At 39.4% G+C, this 18,076-nt stretch carries 18 protein-coding genes and 1 pseudogene; 16 read left to right on the top strand and 3 right to left on the bottom strand.

All coding sequences use genetic code 11. From position 1 onward, the window contains the following. Positions 1 to 353 (bottom strand): DUF3847 domain-containing protein (locus tag G589_RS0115170; RefSeq protein WP_026522720.1); only part of this gene is annotated, 353 nt, incomplete at its 3' end. A 497-nt stretch (positions 354 to 850) separates the two neighbouring features. Here G589_RS0115170 and G589_RS21370 point away from each other — a divergent pair. The 5 genes from G589_RS21370 to G589_RS0115145 all read left to right on the top strand — a co-directional run bounded on the left by G589_RS21370 (position 851) and on the right by G589_RS0115145 (position 5,354). Next, complete coding sequence (locus G589_RS21370; RefSeq protein ID WP_051192437.1) at positions 851 to 1,693, top strand: helix-turn-helix domain-containing protein; 843 nt, start codon at positions 851 to 853, stop codon at positions 1,691 to 1,693. A gap of 37 nt (positions 1,694 to 1,730) precedes the next feature. After that, positions 1,731 to 2,366 carry a sigma-70 family RNA polymerase sigma factor gene (locus tag G589_RS0115160; RefSeq protein ID WP_196811895.1) on the top strand — a complete coding sequence of 212 codons (636 nt, stop codon included), beginning with the start codon at positions 1,731 to 1,733 and terminating at the stop codon, positions 2,364 to 2,366. A gap of 158 nt (positions 2,367 to 2,524) precedes the next feature. Beyond that, complete coding sequence (locus tag G589_RS0115155; protein ID WP_026522718.1) at positions 2,525 to 3,505, top strand: ORF6N domain-containing protein; 981 nt, start codon at positions 2,525 to 2,527, stop codon at positions 3,503 to 3,505. Between the two features lie 426 nt (positions 3,506 to 3,931). Further along, complete coding sequence (locus G589_RS0115150) at positions 3,932 to 4,495, top strand: TetR/AcrR family transcriptional regulator (protein ID WP_026522717.1); 564 nt, start codon at positions 3,932 to 3,934, stop codon at positions 4,493 to 4,495. Positions 4,496 to 4,694: 199 nt separating this feature from the next. Next, positions 4,695 to 5,354 (top strand): TVP38/TMEM64 family protein, encoded by a 660-nt coding sequence (locus G589_RS0115145; RefSeq protein ID WP_026522716.1) that lies wholly within the window; start codon positions 4,695 to 4,697, stop codon positions 5,352 to 5,354. Between the two features lie 242 nt (positions 5,355 to 5,596). On the opposite strand, the gene G589_RS21985 is transcribed toward G589_RS0115145, so the two are convergent. Next, positions 5,597 to 5,875 carry a hypothetical protein gene (locus G589_RS21985; protein WP_155832557.1) on the bottom strand — a complete coding sequence of 93 codons (279 nt, stop codon included), beginning with the start codon at positions 5,873 to 5,875 and terminating at the stop codon, positions 5,597 to 5,599. A 183-nt stretch (positions 5,876 to 6,058) separates the two neighbouring features. Between G589_RS21985 and G589_RS0115135 the strand changes: the two genes are divergently transcribed. From G589_RS0115135 to G589_RS0115120, 4 genes are read left to right on the top strand one after another with little or no spacing between them, the layout of a single operon-like run. Further along, positions 6,059 to 7,972, top strand: a complete 1,914-nt coding sequence (locus G589_RS0115135) for an oleate hydratase (RefSeq protein ID WP_026522714.1) — start codon at positions 6,059 to 6,061, stop codon at positions 7,970 to 7,972. A gap of 33 nt (positions 7,973 to 8,005) precedes the next feature. Further along, positions 8,006 to 9,391: a radical SAM protein gene (locus tag G589_RS20195; protein WP_035776253.1), complete on the top strand. Its 1,386-nt coding sequence runs from the start codon at positions 8,006 to 8,008 to the stop codon at positions 9,389 to 9,391. Between the two features lie 15 nt (positions 9,392 to 9,406). Further along, positions 9,407 to 10,972 carry a cardiolipin synthase gene (cls, locus tag G589_RS0115125; protein ID WP_051192435.1) on the top strand — a complete coding sequence of 522 codons (1,566 nt, stop codon included), beginning with the start codon at positions 9,407 to 9,409 and terminating at the stop codon, positions 10,970 to 10,972. A gap of 20 nt (positions 10,973 to 10,992) precedes the next feature. Further along, a complete protein-coding gene (locus G589_RS0115120; RefSeq protein WP_026522712.1) occupies positions 10,993 to 11,940 on the top strand; it encodes a 3-hydroxyacyl-CoA dehydrogenase in 948 nt (315 codons plus the stop codon). A 216-nt stretch (positions 11,941 to 12,156) separates the two neighbouring features. Here G589_RS0115120 and G589_RS0115115 read toward each other — a convergent pair whose 3' ends face one another. Continuing rightward, the gene (locus G589_RS0115115) at positions 12,157 to 12,498 is read right to left on the bottom strand and encodes a helix-turn-helix domain-containing protein (RefSeq protein WP_022766798.1); all 342 of its coding nucleotides are present in this window, start codon (positions 12,496 to 12,498) and stop codon (positions 12,157 to 12,159) included. A gap of 105 nt (positions 12,499 to 12,603) precedes the next feature. On the opposite strand from G589_RS0115115, the gene G589_RS0115110 reads away from it, so the two are divergent. The 7 genes and pseudogenes from G589_RS0115110 (at position 12,604) to G589_RS0115085 (ending at position 18,064) form a co-directional block, all read left to right on the top strand. After that, positions 12,604 to 12,975, top strand: a complete 372-nt coding sequence (locus tag G589_RS0115110) for a hypothetical protein (protein ID WP_022766799.1) — start codon at positions 12,604 to 12,606, stop codon at positions 12,973 to 12,975. A 255-nt stretch (positions 12,976 to 13,230) separates the two neighbouring features. Next, on the top strand, positions 13,231 to 13,845 hold the full coding sequence (locus G589_RS0115105) for a PBECR4 domain-containing protein (RefSeq protein ID WP_026522711.1): 615 nt from the start codon (positions 13,231 to 13,233) through the stop codon (positions 13,843 to 13,845). Positions 13,846 to 14,059: 214 nt separating this feature from the next. Beyond that, positions 14,060 to 14,533: a GNAT family N-acetyltransferase gene (locus tag G589_RS0115100; protein ID WP_081669079.1), complete on the top strand. Its 474-nt coding sequence runs from the start codon at positions 14,060 to 14,062 to the stop codon at positions 14,531 to 14,533. Between the two features lie 29 nt (positions 14,534 to 14,562). Continuing rightward, positions 14,563 to 14,640, top strand: a pseudogene (locus tag G589_RS22460) (DUF3795 domain-containing protein); the annotation flags it as partial. Between the two features lie 203 nt (positions 14,641 to 14,843). Next, positions 14,844 to 16,205, top strand: coding sequence for an ABC transporter substrate-binding protein (locus G589_RS0115095; RefSeq protein WP_026522709.1), 1,362 nt, complete (start codon positions 14,844 to 14,846; stop codon positions 16,203 to 16,205). A 109-nt stretch (positions 16,206 to 16,314) separates the two neighbouring features. After that, on the top strand, positions 16,315 to 17,226 hold the full coding sequence (locus G589_RS0115090; RefSeq protein WP_026522708.1) for a carbohydrate ABC transporter permease: 912 nt from the start codon (positions 16,315 to 16,317) through the stop codon (positions 17,224 to 17,226). After that, positions 17,219 to 18,064, top strand: a complete 846-nt coding sequence (locus G589_RS0115085; protein ID WP_035771703.1) for a carbohydrate ABC transporter permease — start codon at positions 17,219 to 17,221, stop codon at positions 18,062 to 18,064. Before G589_RS0115090 ends, G589_RS0115085 begins: the two co-directional genes overlap by 8 nt. Positions 18,065 to 18,076 lie beyond the last annotated feature (12 nt).

Here is an 18,076-nt window from a genome sequence, read left to right as displayed (position 1 = left end):
GTTTCTTCCTCCTTTGCTTTTCTTAGGCATTCCTGAATGTGTGCATTGATTCCGGGGAAAGAAAAAAGAGCATCACAAAATTTCATGAACTGCTCTTTGTTAAGATCCGCTGTTTCAGGAATCAGATATTCAATGTGAGCGCCTTTGAAACATATACGGCTATTTCTGGCGGTACGTGCTTTTTTCTTGTCGGTTTCGATTTCATTTTCTACCTGAGTCACTCGGTGTCCTGACTGAGTTAATTTGACTTCGGCTTTTTCTTTCTGCGTAGTGATTTTGATTTTCTCATTTCTGAGTTTCTCAAGCTTTGGATTGGGATGAAGCTGTGCTAATAAACTTGGTTTGTCTGCCATAATAATTTACCTCTCTTTCTTTTGGCGACTTTTTTGGGTCACTTGCTTCGGCTCCTCAAATTTGAGGAGCAGCTTTGTTGATAGTTACTTATGCCTTTTCTTCTTGATTATCTGCAATCCCGGAGCGGTAGCGAACGCAATTTGGCGAAGCCGGGTAGACTTTTGCAGAGCAAAACGCACATACCTCTGAAAGAGGTATAGAAGTGCGCCCTTGCATAAAGCAAGGGAAAAACGGATTGAAGCTTCTTTTCTTTTTATGCTTCTGAGGGATAATACGGAGAAAAGTTTAAAAATAGGCAAATTGTAAAAATCCTGCACACATTACCTGGAATGTGATTCAATTTTGTGGTTTTGATTTCAAATCTGAAATTCAGATGGATAAGATAGCTGTGGTGATTACGCTAAAAATGATGGGGAGCCTATTCACAGAATAGTGATTTTTTCCAAAGAGGTAATATGGTAGAATAAGTGCATTGGTGTTGTATGGAGGGAGCAATATGTCAGAGCACTTACCAGGGAATCTGTGTGAAAGACTCAGAGAGCTTCGTGAAGCAAGACATCTTGATCAATATGAGATTGCTGATGTGATTCATGTAAGCAGGAGTACTTATAGCAGAATTGAAAATGGAACAGCTGCATTAAACTGTGATGCACTGATCGAGCTTGCAAAATTCTATGACGTTCCTTCAGATTATATCCTTGGAATCATGGACAGTGATGATAAGACATACTATGAACTTAAGGAGTTGGGAATATCCGTGGATGCAGCAAAGAATCTTTATTCCGGTAAGGTGGATCCCAGAGTGATTAATGAGCTGCTTGTGAATGAAAAGTTTATCTCCGCTGTTTCCATGATGTCCATCTACTTTTCCGGAGTCATGTCAGAGGCAACGAGGGTCAACAATAATGTAAAGGACTTCACTTATTCGCTTTTAGGTGAACTTGTCAGAAGTGGCGATCTTCCTGCGGACAAAGAAATGGCAGAGCTTCGTGATGGGATACGCCTGTCAAAAGAACCTGCAACACAATATGAGATTGACCGCATAAGAAATGCTGTAATTGCTGCTATAAAAGAAATAAGGGAAAAGATTGACGGCGAGGCTGTTGATATTCGAAAAGAAAGAGACATCCTCGACAAGCAGATCGCTGACAAGGTAAAACTTGAAGTAAAGAAGGTTGATTGGGGAAGGAAACTTCCGGAAAAACAGCGTCAGAAGAAAATCGTTGAAGCAATCAAAATGGGAATGTCATTAGATCCCAATATGACTCCTGAAATGATAGAGGAATATACTCCTGCAATTGAGCAGATAATAATGACATATGCAAAATATGGAAAGTAAGACGCATGGGCTCCGACAGGATAAAAGAAACAGGGAGTTGTGCAAAAAGATAAAACAGAATAATCTGGATGCAGAGACAAGACTTCTTATTGAAAACGAAGGCCTCGTAAGAAAGCTGACAAGTACTTCTGAAATGGTTCAGGCAATGGAGGATGCTAAGTACGGCGGAATTGAGCTTGATGATATCCTTCAGGAAGGCAGAATCGCAATGCTGCGTGCAGCCAAGAACTATGATGAAGATGCAGGTGCAGAGTTTTCATCTTATGCCTATGCGGCAATGAAGAATGCCATGACTGATCTTTGCAGGAAAGGTTTGTCAGCTTTTGAAAAGAGAATGATAGACAGCGGCCTTACAAGGGTATTCCTTGATGACAAGCCTCTTGATAAGGATGATGTTAAAATCTCTGACAGGAACAGCCTTGAGTGGCATGATCCGACAGGAAACCTTGCTGTACTTCATGTAATGCTTGAGAAAATGCGCAACAGGATAAAAGATCTTCCTGCCAGACAGAGAAGACTTATCATGTATCGCTATGGGCTGAGTGTACTGGAATGCAAAACCATAAGTGAAACCGCTGCGTTTTTTAACCTCACTGAGAAATATGCCGAGGAGATTGAAAAAAAGACATTGAAGACGCTTAGAGATGGCATGAATGATGGAAAAATACTTTGAACATCAAATCCTTCAAAGTGCCAATTTGGTACCTGAAAAGATTTGATGTTGCATTAGAAATAAAATGATATACTATATCGGTATTCCAATCTGAAATACCGGTAAAATGGATTATAATTCAAGATTCCAAATTGGAATCTTGAATTGAAAGGATAAATATGAGTAAAGAAGAAATAGGAATCTTTAAACAGATTGATAAAGAAGAAATAAAAAGACAGATATACGAAATAAGAGGCAAAAAGGTGATGTTTGATAAAGACATCGCAGACTATTTTGAAGTAACCACTGGTAATTTGAACAAGGCTATGAAAAGAAATATTAAAAGATTTCCAGATAGTTTTTGTTTTCAGTTGTCTAAGGAAGAGTATTCAAGGTTCCAAAATGGAAGTTTGAAACAGGGACAAAATATTAAGTATCCTCCATATGTATATACGGAGCAAGGGGTTGCGATGCTTACATCGGCACTTCATACCGACAGAGCAATTGATGCAAGCATACAAATAATGGAAGCTTTTGTTGAAATGTCTCATTACATAAGACAGAATGAGCAGCTGCTCCCTTATCAGGAACTCCAAAGATTAGAGAATAACCAGTATCATATGGCAGAGCGTATACAGAATATCGAAGATAACATGGTTACGAAATCTGATCTTTCAGATTTTATGAAGCTTTTTGATGATGGGTTACAGAATGAAGAAATCCTAATTCTTGATGGTGAGCCATTTAAAGCTGATATTGCGTATCAGAAGATATACGGTAAGGCAAAAAAGAGTGTTATCATCGTTGATGATTATGTGGGACTTAAGACATTAAGACATCTTGCTGCTACAAAAACAAAAGTTACAGTCACAGTAATCAGTGATAATAAGGGTGGTAATGCCCTGAAGCTCTCGGACTACAATGACTTTTTGACAGAATATCCTGGAAGAACTATCAACTTCTTGAAATCTCTGAACCGAGCTCATGATAGATATATTGTTATTGATAATGGCTCAAAGGATATGAAGCTCTATCACTGTGGAGCATCTAGTAAGGACGCTGGAAAACGCATAACTACCATTACAAGAATTATCGAGATGAGCACGTATAAAGCTACTATTTCACAGTTGTTGTCAAATCCTGCGTTGGTTCTGAAATAATAGTATATTAGTGGCTTGTACTGATAAAAATATAGTCAGGAGCAGAAATGCATAGAACAGAAAATGTTGAACTGACAGTGCTTTGTCTTATTACAGATGGGGCAAAGTGCTGCTTCAAAATAGATTTGGGAAGTGACTATGATTTAACTTGCAAGGATAAATTGCCAATAGCTTTTACAATAAGATAAATCAAGAAAATCATGAGAATATAATGTTGCGTGCATGGGATTTAACTTGCAGTAACTTGCAGATTCTTTGAAATATGACTTTTCGGTGCCATGAGTACGCCATAATTACTTAGTTTGTAGGGCATATTTAGGAACTAATTAACTTGCGCCACGAGGAGAAGCTTTTTATGAGAAGTTTTGATTTGTAAAAAGCTGTGAGATTAACGATAAACCCAACATGGTTTTGGGAGGTGAGAAGATGTCTGAAATAATGACAAAGAGAGCTTTGGAACAGGCACTTAAGAGCGTATTAAAGACCAAAAATCTAAAAAAGGTGACAATCCAAGACATCGCTGATGAATGTGGAATTAACAGAAATACCTTTTATTATCACTTTAAGGACATATATGATCTGGTTGAGTGGATATGTATTGAGGATGGTAAAAAGGCTCTTTCGCAATACAGACAGTATGATAACTGGGAAAATGGAACTATCGGATTGCTTAATATGATGCTGGAAAACAAGGCATTCGTGGAAAATGTATATAGAAACGTGGGACGTGAGCGCATTGAATCGTTTCTTTTTCCACAGATAAAGCAGGTTATAGCTTCTATTGTCTACGAGGAGGCGGAAGGAATCAGTGTTACTGATGAAGAAAAGGAGTTTGCTGCTGAAATGTATCAGTATATATTTGTCGGTGTTATATTGCGCTGGATTCATGAAGGGATGAAGGACAATCCTGACGAACTGGTAGGAAAGCTTGCTGTGGCACTTAACGGAAGTATGAAACTCTGCCTTAAGAATATTGCAAATGCACATTAAACAAACTGAGGAATTTGCCCAGTTTTTGAACAGTTATGCGGCGATGGTGAATATTTCATCATCGCCATCTTTTTGTCTATTGTTACCCCTTTTTTTCCGGATTAAGATTTGCGTAAGCAGGTAAATAAAAATATCAAGCAGCGTAAATGTATTATTTAAGTGATGATCATGAGCCTTTGATGCCTAATACCGACAGATTATGATTGACAAAGAATTTATAAAAAAAGCGGTGCGAGCGTTTCCTCTTATTACATGTCTGATATTTACAATCATAGCAGTTTGGAAGAGAGATGAATTGAGTGTTCTGAATATTTGTCGACTTGTCACTGAAAATGCGGCATTATCAGCCTTTATTCTGCTTCTGTTATATGCGTTAAAGAGTCTAAGTGTTGCGTTCCCTATTGCTGCACTTGAAGTAGTGACCGGTATAGTGTTTCCGTTACCGATCGCACTGTTACTCAATTTCATTGGGATAGTTATTGTTCTGACAATTCCGTATTATATAGGGAGGTTTTCAGGGCATGATCTGGCAGATCAGATCATCGTACGAAATAAATGGCTTGGACGGATAAACGAATATCAATCTAAGAACGCCTTTTTTGTTTCTTTTCTATTGAGGGTTGTAGCGATACTTCCTGGCGATATTGTAAGCATGTATCTGGGGGCCTCGGGAATACGGTTTCCTCAATTTCTGGCAGGATGTTTTTTGGGAGCACTCCCGAGAATGATAGCATTCACAATAGCAGGAGCCAGCATTATGAATCCAAATTCTCCCGTATTCATTATCTCTGCTGTGTTATCTGTTTTGCTTGCAGTGATCTCATTTGTGATTCATTATCATGTGAACAGACCGCAATAGAGAGTCAGAGAGGGGATTAAGTGGGTATGGTGACAAATACAGAAGCAAAAACATATGTAAGTTTAGTTGCAAAGATAGTTCGTATCATAACCATTCCACCGTTCATGATTTTAGTACTCCTTATCGTACTTTACTTTTCGGAAAAAGAGTCATTTGCTGGTAGATACGATATGATCATCGCAGTTATTGGGCTTGTGTTAATACCACTTGCTGCATATCCGGTTCACAGAATTATTCCTGTATTATTTAACGGAGGGAGAAAGAAGCAGCGAAAGCTTGCCTTCATATTCAGTCTTGTGGGATATGTAATATGTTTTGCTTATGTGCTCTCTCACGGAACAGTCAGAATAAAGCAGATATTTTTTACATATTTCATAACTGTAGTCATGCTCACCATATTTAACAGATTGCTGGGGATAAGAGCTAGCGGTCATGCAGCCAGTTCCATAGCTCCCTGTTTTTTTTGCTTTTTCTTTTGGGTATGTATTTGTCGGAATTATTTTTGCAATTCTTCTTTGCATAAGCGTGTGGGCATCCCTGCACATGAAACGACACAAGCCTGTGGATATAGTGATGGGAGTGGTGTCCTTTTTAATTTCATATGCTTTGGCGCTTGTTAATACAAGGCTTTTGATATGATATTTGAAAATATGAAAAGCACATTAGGTGAATAAAAATATCAAACAGGAAAGAGAGGTTCTCAAATGTATTATTCAAGTGGTAACTATGAGGCTTTTGCAAGACCAAGAAAGCCAATAAATGTTGAAGAAAAATCTGCGTACATTATCGGATCAGGACTTGCTGCCCTATCTGCTGCTTGCTTTCTTGTGAGGGATGGGCAGATGGATGGCAAACATATCCATATTTTAGAAAAGGATCCTGTTGCCGGCGGAGCATGTGATGGTATGTATATCAATGATATTGGATATGTGATGCGTGGTGGAAGGGAAATGGATAATCACTTTGAGTGCATGTGGGATCTGTTCAGATCAATTCCCTCGATAGAAACAGAAGGAGCCAGTGTGCTTGATGAATATTACTGGCTAAACAAAGATGATCCTAACTATTCCCTTTGCAGAGCTACGGAGAACAGAGGAAAGGATGCTCATACTGATAAGAAATTTGGACTATCAGACAAGGGAGCTTCACAGCTCATGAAGTTGTATCTGACTCCTGATGAGGATCTGTACAATAAGAAGATAACGGATGTTTTTGATGACGAAGTACTTGACTCAAATTTCTGGATGTACTGGAGAACCATGTTTGCTTTTGAAAACTGGCATAGTGCATTGGAAATGAAGCTGTATATGCACAGATTTGTTCATCATATAGGAGGGCTTCCTGATTTCACAGCACTTCGTTTTACAAGATACAACCAATATGAATCAATGATCCTTCCCATGGTGAGGTATCTGGAAAGCTTTGATGTACAGTTTCATTTTGGAACAAAGGTAAACAATGTAATCTTTGAGAAAAACGGCGAGAAGAAAACAGCCACGCAGATAGAGATAACTGTGAATGGTAAGAACGATGTGATAGGACTGACTGAAAACGACCTTGTATTTATAACAAATGGAGGGTGTGTTGAGAACTCAACAATTGGAAGCCAGAATGAGCCTGCAAAGTTCAACAAAGAAATAAAGCCTGGTGGTGGCTGGGACATGTGGAAAAAGATTGCGGCCCAGGATGCTTCATTTGGCAAACCTGATAAATTCTGCCACGAACCTGAACTGACAAACTGGATGAGTGCAACAGTAACAACTCTGGACGATAAGGTTATTCCTTACATAAAGAAAATATGTAAAAGAGATCCTTTCTCAGGCGGAGTTGTAACAGGCGGAATAGTGACCTGCAGAGACTCTTCATGGCTTCTTAGCTGGACTATCAACAGGCAGCCACAGTTCAGAAACCAGCCTAAGGATCAGTGCCTTGTCTGGGTATACAGTCTGTTTACAGACAGACCTGGTGATTATGTGAAAAAGCCAATGAGAAGCTGCACAGGTAAAGAGATATGCATGGAGTGGTTGTATCATCTTGGAGTTCCTGAGAACGAAATCAAGGAACTTGCGGAGAAGAGCTGTAATACAGTGCCTGTAATGATGCCCTATGTAACGGCATTCTTTATGCCAAGACAGGCTGGAGACAGACCTGATGTCGTTCCGAAGGGAGCCGTCAACTTCGCATTTCTGGGACAGTTTGCAGAGACAAAGAGAGATACGATTTTTACTACGGAATACTCCATAAGAACAGGAATGGAGGCAGTATATACGCTTCTTGATATAGAAAGAGCTGTTCCGGAAGTATGGGGAAGCACATATGACATCAGAGACCTGCTTAAGGCTACCGTAGCACTAAGAGACGGAAAAGCTATAAATGATGGCAGTCTTGGACCTGTCGCTGACGTGGCAATAGCAGCAGTGTTGTCAAAGATTCATGGGACAGAAATTGAAAAACTTCTAAGACGCTATGGCGTGACAGACCCTTCAAAGCAGCAAAATCCGGTTATAAAGAGCATAGATAAAGCAAAAGAGAATAAGTCAAAGGTCGGAGCCATAGCAGGAGGGGCAGCAGCTCTTGTGATTACAGGGAAAATCATTAAAAGAATCAAGGGTAGATAATACTGAAAGTTTTAATAGAAAGGAAAAAATAAAATGGGTATCGTTATAAAGCATTCTGCAGAGAGACTTGCGTTTGAAGGAGCATTTGATGCAGCTGTACATAGGCTGGACAGAGATCCCAATGAGGGATATCTGAAGATTATTGACCTTATTCAAAGGGTTCTTGGAGATGCATGGCCGGATTATGCATATGACAATCTAAGAGAAGCATTCTCGGGGGATGGAAAATGGAAGCTGTTTTTTGACAACCTACTCCAAACTGCTGACAGGGAGTATCTCAGAGGATTGTTTATGGCATTTGGTTTTGAAGGAGCTTTTTGCGGATTTCACAGGACCAAAGAAGTGGGGAAAAAGCTTGGAGTACATGTTCCATGGGTAATCCTTTTTGATCCTACCAGTGCTTGCAATCTTCACTGCACCGGATGTTGGGCGGCTGAATATGAAAAACAGTGTAATCTGTCCTTTGAGGATATGGACAGACTGGTCAGCGAAGGCAAAGAGCTTGGGATTCATGCATACGTGATGACCGGTGGGGAGCCTCTTGTGAGGAAAAATGATATTGTACGCCTTGCAGAAAAGCACGATGATTGTGGATTCATGATCTTTACAAATGGAACCCTGGTTGATCAGAAGTTCTGTGAAGATATAAAGAGAGTTAAGAACATAGTGCTTTCACTCAGCATCGAGGGGGATGAGAAGGCAACGGATTCCAGACGTGGTGAGGGGACATTCAGGAAGATAATGAACGCTATGGATCTTCTGAGGAGCAACGGACTTGTATACGGAACATCTATCTGCTATACAGCATACAATTGCATGGCAGTTACTTCAGACCAGTTCTACGACTTCCTGATTGATAAAGGGGTGGCTTTCTCATGGTATTTCCATTACATGCCTGTCGGAATGGATGCTTCAGAAGAACTGATCCCTTCTCCCGAGCAGAGAGCTTATATGTATCGCAGAATACGGGAAATCAGGGCATTTAAAGGCGGCAAGCCAATTTTTTGCATGGATTTCCAAAATGATGGAGAGTTTGTTGGAGGATGCATCGCAGGAGGTAAGTACTATTGCCATGTTAATCCAAATGGTGATGTTGAACCTTGTGTATTTATCCATTATTCCGGAGCGAATATACACGACATGACTTTAGTAGAATGTCTTAAGCAGCCACTTTTCAGGGCATATCAAAAGGGACAGCCTTTTAATGACAATCCTCTAAGACCTTGTCCGATGCTGGAAAATCCTGAGAAATTAAGGGCAATCATAGAAGAAACAGGAGCAAAGAGCACTGATATGATCAGCCCTGAGAGCTGTGAACATCTATGCGCAAAATGTGACAGATATGCAGAACACTGGACCCCTGTTGCAGAGAAGCTTGCTGGAACTAATAAAAGGAAGAGTAGTGAAAAGACTGCTTGAGATAACGGTGTGCGGATGAAGAAAGAGAAATATAAGGGACTGCTGCAGCGCATCAATACCAAACTTGGAATATTAAAGTGTGTCATATACGCACTTTTGTTGATAGCACAGGTTTGGTACATAGTCTTAACTGTGCTTAGACTCCAAACGAGATCTCCCTGGGTTCTTACAATAACTCCCTATGTTGCTGTAGCAGTCTCCTTATATATATACTCCAGGCAATCAAATTCTTCGTTCAGGATAATGTGGATACTTCTTATAAGCGCATTCCCAATTCTGGGAGTGTGTTTATATCTGCTGGCAGGAAGGCAATCCGCAACTAAAAGAATAGGTGAAAGGTTTAATGAGTCAGAGGAAAAGAATTTAGAGTATCTTCCCGAGGACAGAGCTGCTTTGGAAAAGTTTCAGGCGGAAAATAAAGACCATTATGGCCAGGCATATTATCTTTCACATTATGCAAGAGCTCCACTGTATGATGATTCCCGAGTGATATACATTAATGATGCGCTTTTGGGTTATAAACAGCAGGTTGAAGATGCTGGGAATGCAAAACGCTTTATATTTCTTGAATATCTCCAGATAGAAAACGATGAATGCTTTGCAGAACTTAAGTCAGTACTGATACAAAAAGCTTCTGAGGGTGTATGCATAAGAATTATTTATGATGATATTGGCAGCATAGCCTTTTTAAATAAGCGTTTTATGCTGGATATGAAGAAATATGGAATAGAATGCAGGGTATTTAATCCGCTTGCGCCAGTATTCAAAGTTTTTATGAATAACAGGGATCATAGAAAAATAATGGTGGTGGATGGCAATATAGGATATTCCGGAGGATACAATATCACAAGAGAATACTTTCATTTAACGGAGCCTTTTGGGCATTGGAAAGATACAGCTGTGAGAATAACAGGTGAAGCAGTGGATTCGCTCACAGCATTCTTTTTATCGATGTGGGATACCATTGGAGCGGAAGAGGTTAATCCCTCATGGTTCTTTCTGCCGGTACATTCAAAAGACAGCTCGATTCAAAATATGTACATACAGCCTTATGCTGATGATCCGCTGGATGATGAGAGGGTTGGATTCGAAGTCTACATGAATATTCTTCGTGGAGCTAAAGAATATGTTTATTTTAGTACGCCATATTTGGTTATTACAGATGAATTTAAGGAAGAACTTGTTTCAGCTAAAAAAAGAGGCGTCGATGTAAGAATTATAATTCCCGGGATACCTGATAAAAGGCTCATATATCATGTGACCAGGTCCTATGCCAGAGAACTTGTTTTGGCAGGAGTATCGGTCTACAGGTACAATATTGGCTTTAACCACGCAAAGATGTGTTTGTGTGATGATTTTGTAACAGTAGTTTCATCAGTCAATCTGGACTACAGGAGTCTTTACCATCATTTTGAAAATGGAACGGTTATTTATGATGGTATGTTTGCAAAAACAGTTTCAGATGACTTCGATGATATGTTTTCAGCTTCAAGTAATATCACAAAGGATGATTTAAGAAAAACAGGTCTTATGGAGAGCGCATTAGAGGCATTTTGGAGGCTGTTTGCTCCTCTTTTATAAAACAGAACGGAGGAAATACAATGGATTACAGGAAGATAGTAGTTGCAGGAGGCGGAGTGCTTGGAAGTCAGATCGCATTTCAGGCAGCATATTGTGGTTTTGATGTCACCATATGGCTTAGAAGCGAGGATAGTATGGGTCGCACCACTCCCAAGCTTACAAAGCTGTATGAGACATATTGCAATACAATAGAAGCCATGGCAACTGATGATGGAAAACTTGCTGAAAATTGGGCGCGTGGAATTTCTGAACATGAAAGCTTCAGTAAAAGCGTGTGCATGAGCAGAGCCCAGGATGCATATCAAAATATAAAAATGACTATAAATATGGAAAGTGCGGTTGATGACGCGGACCTGGTTATCGAATCAATGGCAGAGAACCTTGATGATAAGATATCGTTTTATAAAAAGATGGCACTACTACTGCCTGAAAAAACAGTAATTGTAACAAATTCATCTACTCTACTGCCATCAAAACTTGCGCCTTACACAAAGAGACCGGATAGATTTCTTGCAATGCATTTTGCAAATTCTATTTGGAAGAATAATATGGTTGAGGTAATGACGCATGATGGAACAGACAAGAAGTACTTCTATGACATTATTGAGTTTGCTACAGAGATCAATATGATCCCATTACCTGTTAGAAAAGAAAAATCAGGGTATCTGTTAAACTCTATGCTCGTGCCGCTTTTATTTTCCGGGATGGATCTGTATGTAAATGAAATCTCTGATTCCAGGAGCATAGACAGAGCTTGGACGCTTGGTACAGGAGCACCGAAGGGACCGTTTCAGATTCTTGATATTGTTGGACTAAATACTGTTTACAACATTGTACATGAGTATGAGAAAACACCTTCATTCCTGGCTCCCTATAACTTCAAAGGCATGGCGAGAATGCTTAAAACCTATATAGAAGATGGTAAGCTTGGAGTTTCAACCGGAGAAGGATTTTATAAATATGATTGATTAAGAAATGCAAATTAAAGTATTTTTCAGAGTTGAGCGTGAATAATATACATCACTTACACAGCCTCTTTGATTTTGTGAAAGTGGTACAAAAGTGGTACAAATAAAAAGCAGGGTCGGCGAAGCCCCTTTCTCTGCGGCTTTGTGAGACCACTAAAAGTTCGATCCCGGTCGCCGGCAGTAAGAGAGAAGCAGTGATGCTTCTCTTTTTTGCGTTCATTTATCTTGCTGAGTCAGTTTATTAAAGTATTCTAATAACCTTTTTTCTAAGGATTTATCCTTCTGGAGAGAGTTTACAAAAGAAAAAAGTTCTGGGTCTTCAGATGAAGAAATCGTTATTGTACTTGGATTTGGATCATCTGTTAAGCCATAAAGATAGTCAGAAGTAGTGTTGAACGTTGACGCTATGAAACATACTGTTTGGAATGATGGCTCCCTTTGCCCATTTTCATAACGCCCGTAACCCATTGCAGACATGTTGAGTTTTCTTGCTGCTTCAGCTTTGTTCATACCTAATTGTTCACGAATTTGGATTATTCTTTCAGCTTTGAATTTCATATGTGCCTCATTTTACTATTGACAAGTAACCAATGGTTATGTATTATACAATAACCGATGGTTATATTATAACCTAAATTATTCATTTATCAAGGAGGAATAAAAATGGGATGTTGGATGATTGGGGCAGGTGAATTAGAGATAATTCCTGCGCCAGATGAGACATTGATTAAGGAGTACATAAAGTTTTCAAATAGGGTCAATCCGTATGAAAAAATGGATGAAAACTTTCCAAATCCGTGGTTTTTTAATGAGGATAATCGATTAGAGTCGATAGCTGGTAAATTTGCTGAACCTTCTGTCTGGTATGACTACATAAAGAACTTTTTTGAGGCGCTAGGTTATAAACTGGTTGGTGAAAAGCAAATAGTGGGTGAATGTGACCCTGGAGTAAACTTCTGGGAATTGGATGATATTCAGTACAAGAAGTATAAAAAGTGGAAAGAGAGGATTCAGGATTATGAATTGGGAGCATAAAAATGTGCAATGAATTTTCTATGAATTATCTCTTTATATTCTTGACTTAAGGTTTTGATTACAATACTATAATCTTAACAGCGGACACTTGAGGTTCGTTTGAACGTTGAAATCAAAGAGGGTTCTGGAACGCTTTCTTTGATGGAGTTCTAGGTGGGTTCGATAAATAACCACAAACCAGATAGGATTATCCGAAAGAAAATTATCAAAAAGACCTTGTAGCCAAATACAAGGTCTTTATTTTTTGGAGATACAATGGGAGTGTTAGAATCTTTAAGCTCATATGACAAACTGCTAAACACGGAATATTTTATAAAAATTGGCAGAAAAGGAAAGGCTAGCGTTCTTTGTCTGGTTTTTGATAAGGTTGATTGGTTCCACACAATGGGATTGCATTATCTGAAGGATCTTGAATTCTTAAACGTACATGGAGCTCAAACAGAATCTTTATATGATGAAATCATCGCAGGAACTTATGAAAATGCTGACTTTGAAAAATCAAGGTATTATACAGATGAAATGGAATTAAGGGTAGAGCTTTTCGGACAGCTTGCGGACATAATAGAAAAGCTGGATAACCAAGAGTACAGCTTTTTTGGCTTTAGTAAAAAGAAGTGTCCTTGGACAAGCATCAATGCAGATTATCTGATAAACAATCATGAGAGATTTGAAAATCTAATGCTATATAAGAAAAGTAATAATCTGGCAGGGATAATATTTATCAGTGAAATGTCTATCTTTTCTTCTGAGGCAAGAATGAATGACTACACAGTTGGACAGACACAGTATACAGTTCTTAAGGTTGAAAAACGCGACAAGGTTACAGGTACTGCGACACCTGTATTTACACATAGAAACTATAAAGAATAAAGTAGTTTAAACACATTTGATGTATATCTACAACTAGGTTCAAAAGTGGGTTCAGAAAATAAAGTGAAACCGCCAGTCTCCTTTCTATCTGTGTTTGAAAGGCGCAGGAAAGCTCGATCCCGGTCGCTAGCAGTATAAGAGAAGCAGAGATGCTTCTCTTTTTTGTTGTATCATATAGTATAGAGTAATATGATATTTGAAAGCAGGGGGAAATATGATGAGTGTAACATTTGACACTGCTAATAACAAAGATATATCAGAACTGACCAGGCTTCGTATTGCATATATAATGGATGATTATGGTTCAATCAGCGAAACTGATAAACATGCTATGGAAGAACAACTACCCGGTTATTTTGAGAGGAAACTTGGTAAAGATCTTATTGCTTTTGTGGCAAGGGCTGATGGACGGCTTGTTGCAACGGCATATCTTTTGCTCATAGAAAAACCGGCAAATCCATCTATGCAAAATGGATTAGTTGGCGAAGTGCTGAGCGTATTCACTGAGAAAGAGTATCGTGGACAAGGCATCAGCACACGCTTAATGAATGACGTAGTAAGCTATGCCAAGGAGAATCGTCTGTGTTATATTGATCTGAAGGCTACAGAGGAAGGTTATTCTCTTTATAAAAAGATTGGCTTTGAAGAAAGAAATCAGAAGTATAAGGATATGAGGCTGAAACTGTAGTTTGTTTAAGACAAAGGTTGGGAGAGAATATGAAAAGAGAACTAGGAATAGCGCGTTGTGGATTAGCATGTTGTCTGTGTTCTGAAAATGTAACCTGTAAGGACTGCAAAAGAGATGGCTTTGATGATTTAGAGGAACTGATAAGCTATATAAAAACAAGCAAAAAGTGAGGAATTCGAAATTTACAAAAACAATTTTGAATTCCTCATTTTTTTGCCTTCATAAGATTTCTATAATGAGTACTGTAAATAGCAAACAGGTTTCGCCAGTGATTTTGAAACCTGAAAAAGAGAAGGGAAGGATATATATTATGAAAAAGAGAATACTCAGTACTCTTATGTGTGCTACTGTTGCAGTAACATCTCTTATCGGATGCGGCAGCACAGAGGCACAGACAACAACTGATGCGCCTGCAGCTACCGAGGCACCTGCAGCTGCAGAAACAGAGACAGAAGAGAAGGCTGCCGATACAACAGCTGATGCTTCAGGGGATAAGGTTACACTTTCAATCTATACACAGTATGCAGATGATGACACAAAGGTTCCTTATGATTACGCAGTAGAGCAGCTTAAAGAGGCTTATCCAAACGTTGAGCTCAACCTTATTGTACAGGCACAGGATGACGGACAGACACTCAAGACTCTGGCTGCTACAGGTCAGCTTCCTGATATTTATCAGGCAAGTACAGATCTTATTAATACATTCCGTGAGTCAAACCAGATCATGGTACTCAACGATGTTGCAAAGTCAACAGGATTCCTTGATAAGCTCTATGATGCAAATAAGGATCTTGCTTATGCAGAGGATGGCAACATTTATGCATTCCCATTCTCAGGTCAGGAATATGTTCTTTGGTACTACAACAAGGCTCTTTTCGAGGAGAACGGATTATCAGTTCCTGAGACATACGATGATCTTTTGAACTGTATCGAAGTATTCAAGTCAAAGGGAATCACACCTCTTGCACTTTTCGGACAGGAAGGCTGGAACACGGCAGCAGCTTATGATGTAGTTGCTACAAGATATGCTGCAGGCGGAATAAAGGCTCTTGATGAAGGAACTGCAAAGGTTACTGACGAAGGTTATGTAAAAGCAGCAAAGAAACTTGAGGAGCTCGTTGCAGCAGGTCTTTTCCAGGAAGATGCTACAACAACAAACTATGACCAGGCTTCTGAGAAATTCCTTTCAGGTGAGGCTGCTATGTTCATCAACGGACAGTGGTACATCGAGGATGCAACTAAGGCACTTGGTGAAAATGTTGACTGGATGTTCTATCCTGCAGAGGATGCTGCTTCATACGAAGCCGGTAAGGCTGCATTCTCAGGCGGCGGTTCTGCTTCAGGCTTTGCTGTAAATCCTGATTCAGCTAATGCTGAACTTGCTGCAGAAGTTGCTGAGTTCATCACAGAGAAGTACTGCGAAGCTAAGGTTATGTACAGACACAATCCTCTTGTAGCACTCAATACAGGTAAAGAGCCTGATTCAGAGTATCCTGCAATGATGAAGAAGCTTTCTGATACACTTCCTTCAGTAACATCAACAACAAAGTTCACATGGGGACTTACAAATTCTACATTCAACGATGGCATTCAGTCTGAGTCACAGGGACTTGTTTCCGGACAGTTCACAGCTGATGAATTCATTGAGGATATGAACGACATTATGGAGTGATAAAAAACATAGTCTATATATGTTAAGAATATAGATTACATAATGACTGTAATTACGTGGGGCGGGAAAAAGTCCGCCCCATGTTTATGAGAAAAATGGGAGATACCCAATGAAAAAATACATGGGAAATAAGCTGGCTATCATTCTTTTTATTTTGCCGGCCCTTGCAATCTTTATTACATTCGATTTTATTCCGATCATTCAGGTATTTGCATACAGTTTTACAGACTGGAATGGTCTTACGATGCCGAATTTTACAGGTCTAAAAAACTACTTAGATCTGTTCACAGATAGAGTATTTTACACGTCAAATAGGAACCAGCTGATCTTTGCCATTGTGATCACTGTTTATCAGATGTTTTTTGCTACAGTATTTGCTATTACAATTTCTGATAAAAAGATGAAGGGCAGAAAGTTCCTGAGAGTTGCATATTTCATCCCGGTTATTTTGTCTGTAACAGTAGTCTGTCAGCTCTGGAGCGCAATTCTCAGCGGAGAGGGACTCCTTAATAAGCTCTTTGAAGCTGCAGGCTCCGGTTTTTCACAGAACTGGCTTGGAGACAGATATAAAGCCATATATGTAATTGCTTTTGTTAATGCATGGCAATGGATGGGCTATCAGTTTGCGCTTATTGTTGCAGGTATCAAGTCAATCCCTGCTGACTACTATGAGGCTGCAAGAATAGATGGATGTTCAAATGTTCTTGCACACCTTAAGATCACGATTCCGCTTCTTGCAGAAACCTACAAGTTCTGCCTTATCATTTCACTTACAGGAGGTATCAAGGCCTTCACTGAGATGAATATCCTGACAGGCGGCGGCCCGAACAAGTCAACTTTCACACTCACATATATGATGTACAATGCAGCATTTAAGAAGTCAGATTATGGATACGGTCTTGCAGCTGCTTCTGTAATGGTAATTGAGTGTATGCTTGTAATGCTGGTGATCAACTTCATTTTCAGAGAAAAGAACCAGAAGAAAGAAGAGGAGAAATCAAGGAGGAGACGAAATGCGTAAAGAAGGCAAAAAATCAGCTTTGCATTATATATTCGTGGTATTCTGCTGGATTTATGCAGCGTTTTCACTTTACCCACTGATATGGATGCTTTTTTATTCATTCAAGACCAATCAGGAAATATTTGTCACTAATCCATTTGGATTTCCATGGCCTCTTCATTATGAGAACTATATAACAGCATGGACCAAGTATGATGTGCCGCTTTATTTTCTGAACAGCTTACTTGTTTCAATTGGAACAGTTGCAATAACTATCGTATGTGCGCTTCTTTTCTCATATGCCACAAGCCGTATGGTGTGGAAAATGAAGACTTTTACAAGACTTTTCCTTGGACTTGGAATGTTCATTCCGGTTCAGGCTATTATGATCCCGGTTGTTAAGGTTGTACAGAAGTTTAACCTGATGGGAACGAGATGGTCACTGGTCTTCCCGTATATAGCGATCAATCTGGCATTTGCATGTATGGTTTATTACGGATTCTTTAAAGGTATTCCGATTGAGCTTGAAGAAGCTGCATGTATGGACGGAGCAACAATTTATCAGACTTTCTTTAGGATTATCGAGCCACTTGTTCGTCCTGCAACTGTTACACTTGTAATCTACATTTTCCTCAATGCATGGAATGAGTTCATTCTTGCAAATGTAGTAGTAGGCAGTATTCCGGCGCTTAAGACACTTCCTCTGGGAGTTTTGTTCTTCCAGGGAGAGTTCACTACTGATTGGGGCGGAATGGGCGCAACAATGGTTATTGCATCATTCCCGGCAATCTTAGTATACTCAATCTTTTCCGAGCAGGTTGAGAACGCTATGACAATCGGTGGCGCAGTAAAAGGGTGATCAAAATAGACT

The organism is Butyrivibrio sp. VCB2001 (assembly GCF_000423965.1).
Taxonomy (GTDB): domain Bacteria; phylum Bacillota; class Clostridia; order Lachnospirales; family Lachnospiraceae; genus Butyrivibrio.
Note: the sequence above shows the minus strand (reverse complement) of the source record. Positions and strands in the feature narration are given on the sequence as shown.

Bases quoted from the DNA above. Each gene is read 5' to 3' on its own strand.
- G589_RS0115155 (WP_026522718.1), top strand. From the start codon at position 2,525: ATGAGTAAAGAAGAAATAGGAATCTTTAAACAGATTGATAAAGAAGAA.
- G589_RS0115095 (WP_026522709.1), top strand. From the start codon at position 14,844: ATGAAAAAGAGAATACTCAGTACTCTTATGTGTGCTACTGTTGCAGTA.
- G589_RS21985 (WP_155832557.1), bottom strand. From the start codon at position 5,875: ATGCAAAGAAGAATTGCAAAAATAATTCCGACAAATACATACCCAAAA.
- G589_RS0115135 (WP_026522714.1), top strand. From the start codon at position 6,059: ATGTATTATTCAAGTGGTAACTATGAGGCTTTTGCAAGACCAAGAAAG.
- G589_RS0115120 (WP_026522712.1), top strand. From the start codon at position 10,993: ATGGATTACAGGAAGATAGTAGTTGCAGGAGGCGGAGTGCTTGGAAGT.
- G589_RS0115145 (WP_026522716.1), top strand. From the start codon at position 4,695: ATGATTGACAAAGAATTTATAAAAAAAGCGGTGCGAGCGTTTCCTCTT.
- G589_RS0115085 (WP_035771703.1), top strand. From the start codon at position 17,219: ATGCGTAAAGAAGGCAAAAAATCAGCTTTGCATTATATATTCGTGGTA.
- G589_RS0115110 (WP_022766799.1), top strand. From the start codon at position 12,604: ATGGGATGTTGGATGATTGGGGCAGGTGAATTAGAGATAATTCCTGCG.
- G589_RS0115100 (WP_081669079.1), top strand. From the start codon at position 14,060: ATGATGAGTGTAACATTTGACACTGCTAATAACAAAGATATATCAGAA.
- cls (WP_051192435.1), top strand. From the start codon at position 9,407: ATGAAGAAAGAGAAATATAAGGGACTGCTGCAGCGCATCAATACCAAA.
- G589_RS0115090 (WP_026522708.1), top strand. From the start codon at position 16,315: ATGAAAAAATACATGGGAAATAAGCTGGCTATCATTCTTTTTATTTTG.
- G589_RS20195 (WP_035776253.1), top strand. From the start codon at position 8,006: ATGGGTATCGTTATAAAGCATTCTGCAGAGAGACTTGCGTTTGAAGGA.
- G589_RS0115115 (WP_022766798.1), bottom strand. From the start codon at position 12,498: ATGAAATTCAAAGCTGAAAGAATAATCCAAATTCGTGAACAATTAGGT.
- G589_RS21370 (WP_051192437.1), top strand. From the start codon at position 851: ATGTCAGAGCACTTACCAGGGAATCTGTGTGAAAGACTCAGAGAGCTT.
- G589_RS0115105 (WP_026522711.1), top strand. From the start codon at position 13,231: ATGGGAGTGTTAGAATCTTTAAGCTCATATGACAAACTGCTAAACACG.
- G589_RS0115150 (WP_026522717.1), top strand. From the start codon at position 3,932: ATGTCTGAAATAATGACAAAGAGAGCTTTGGAACAGGCACTTAAGAGC.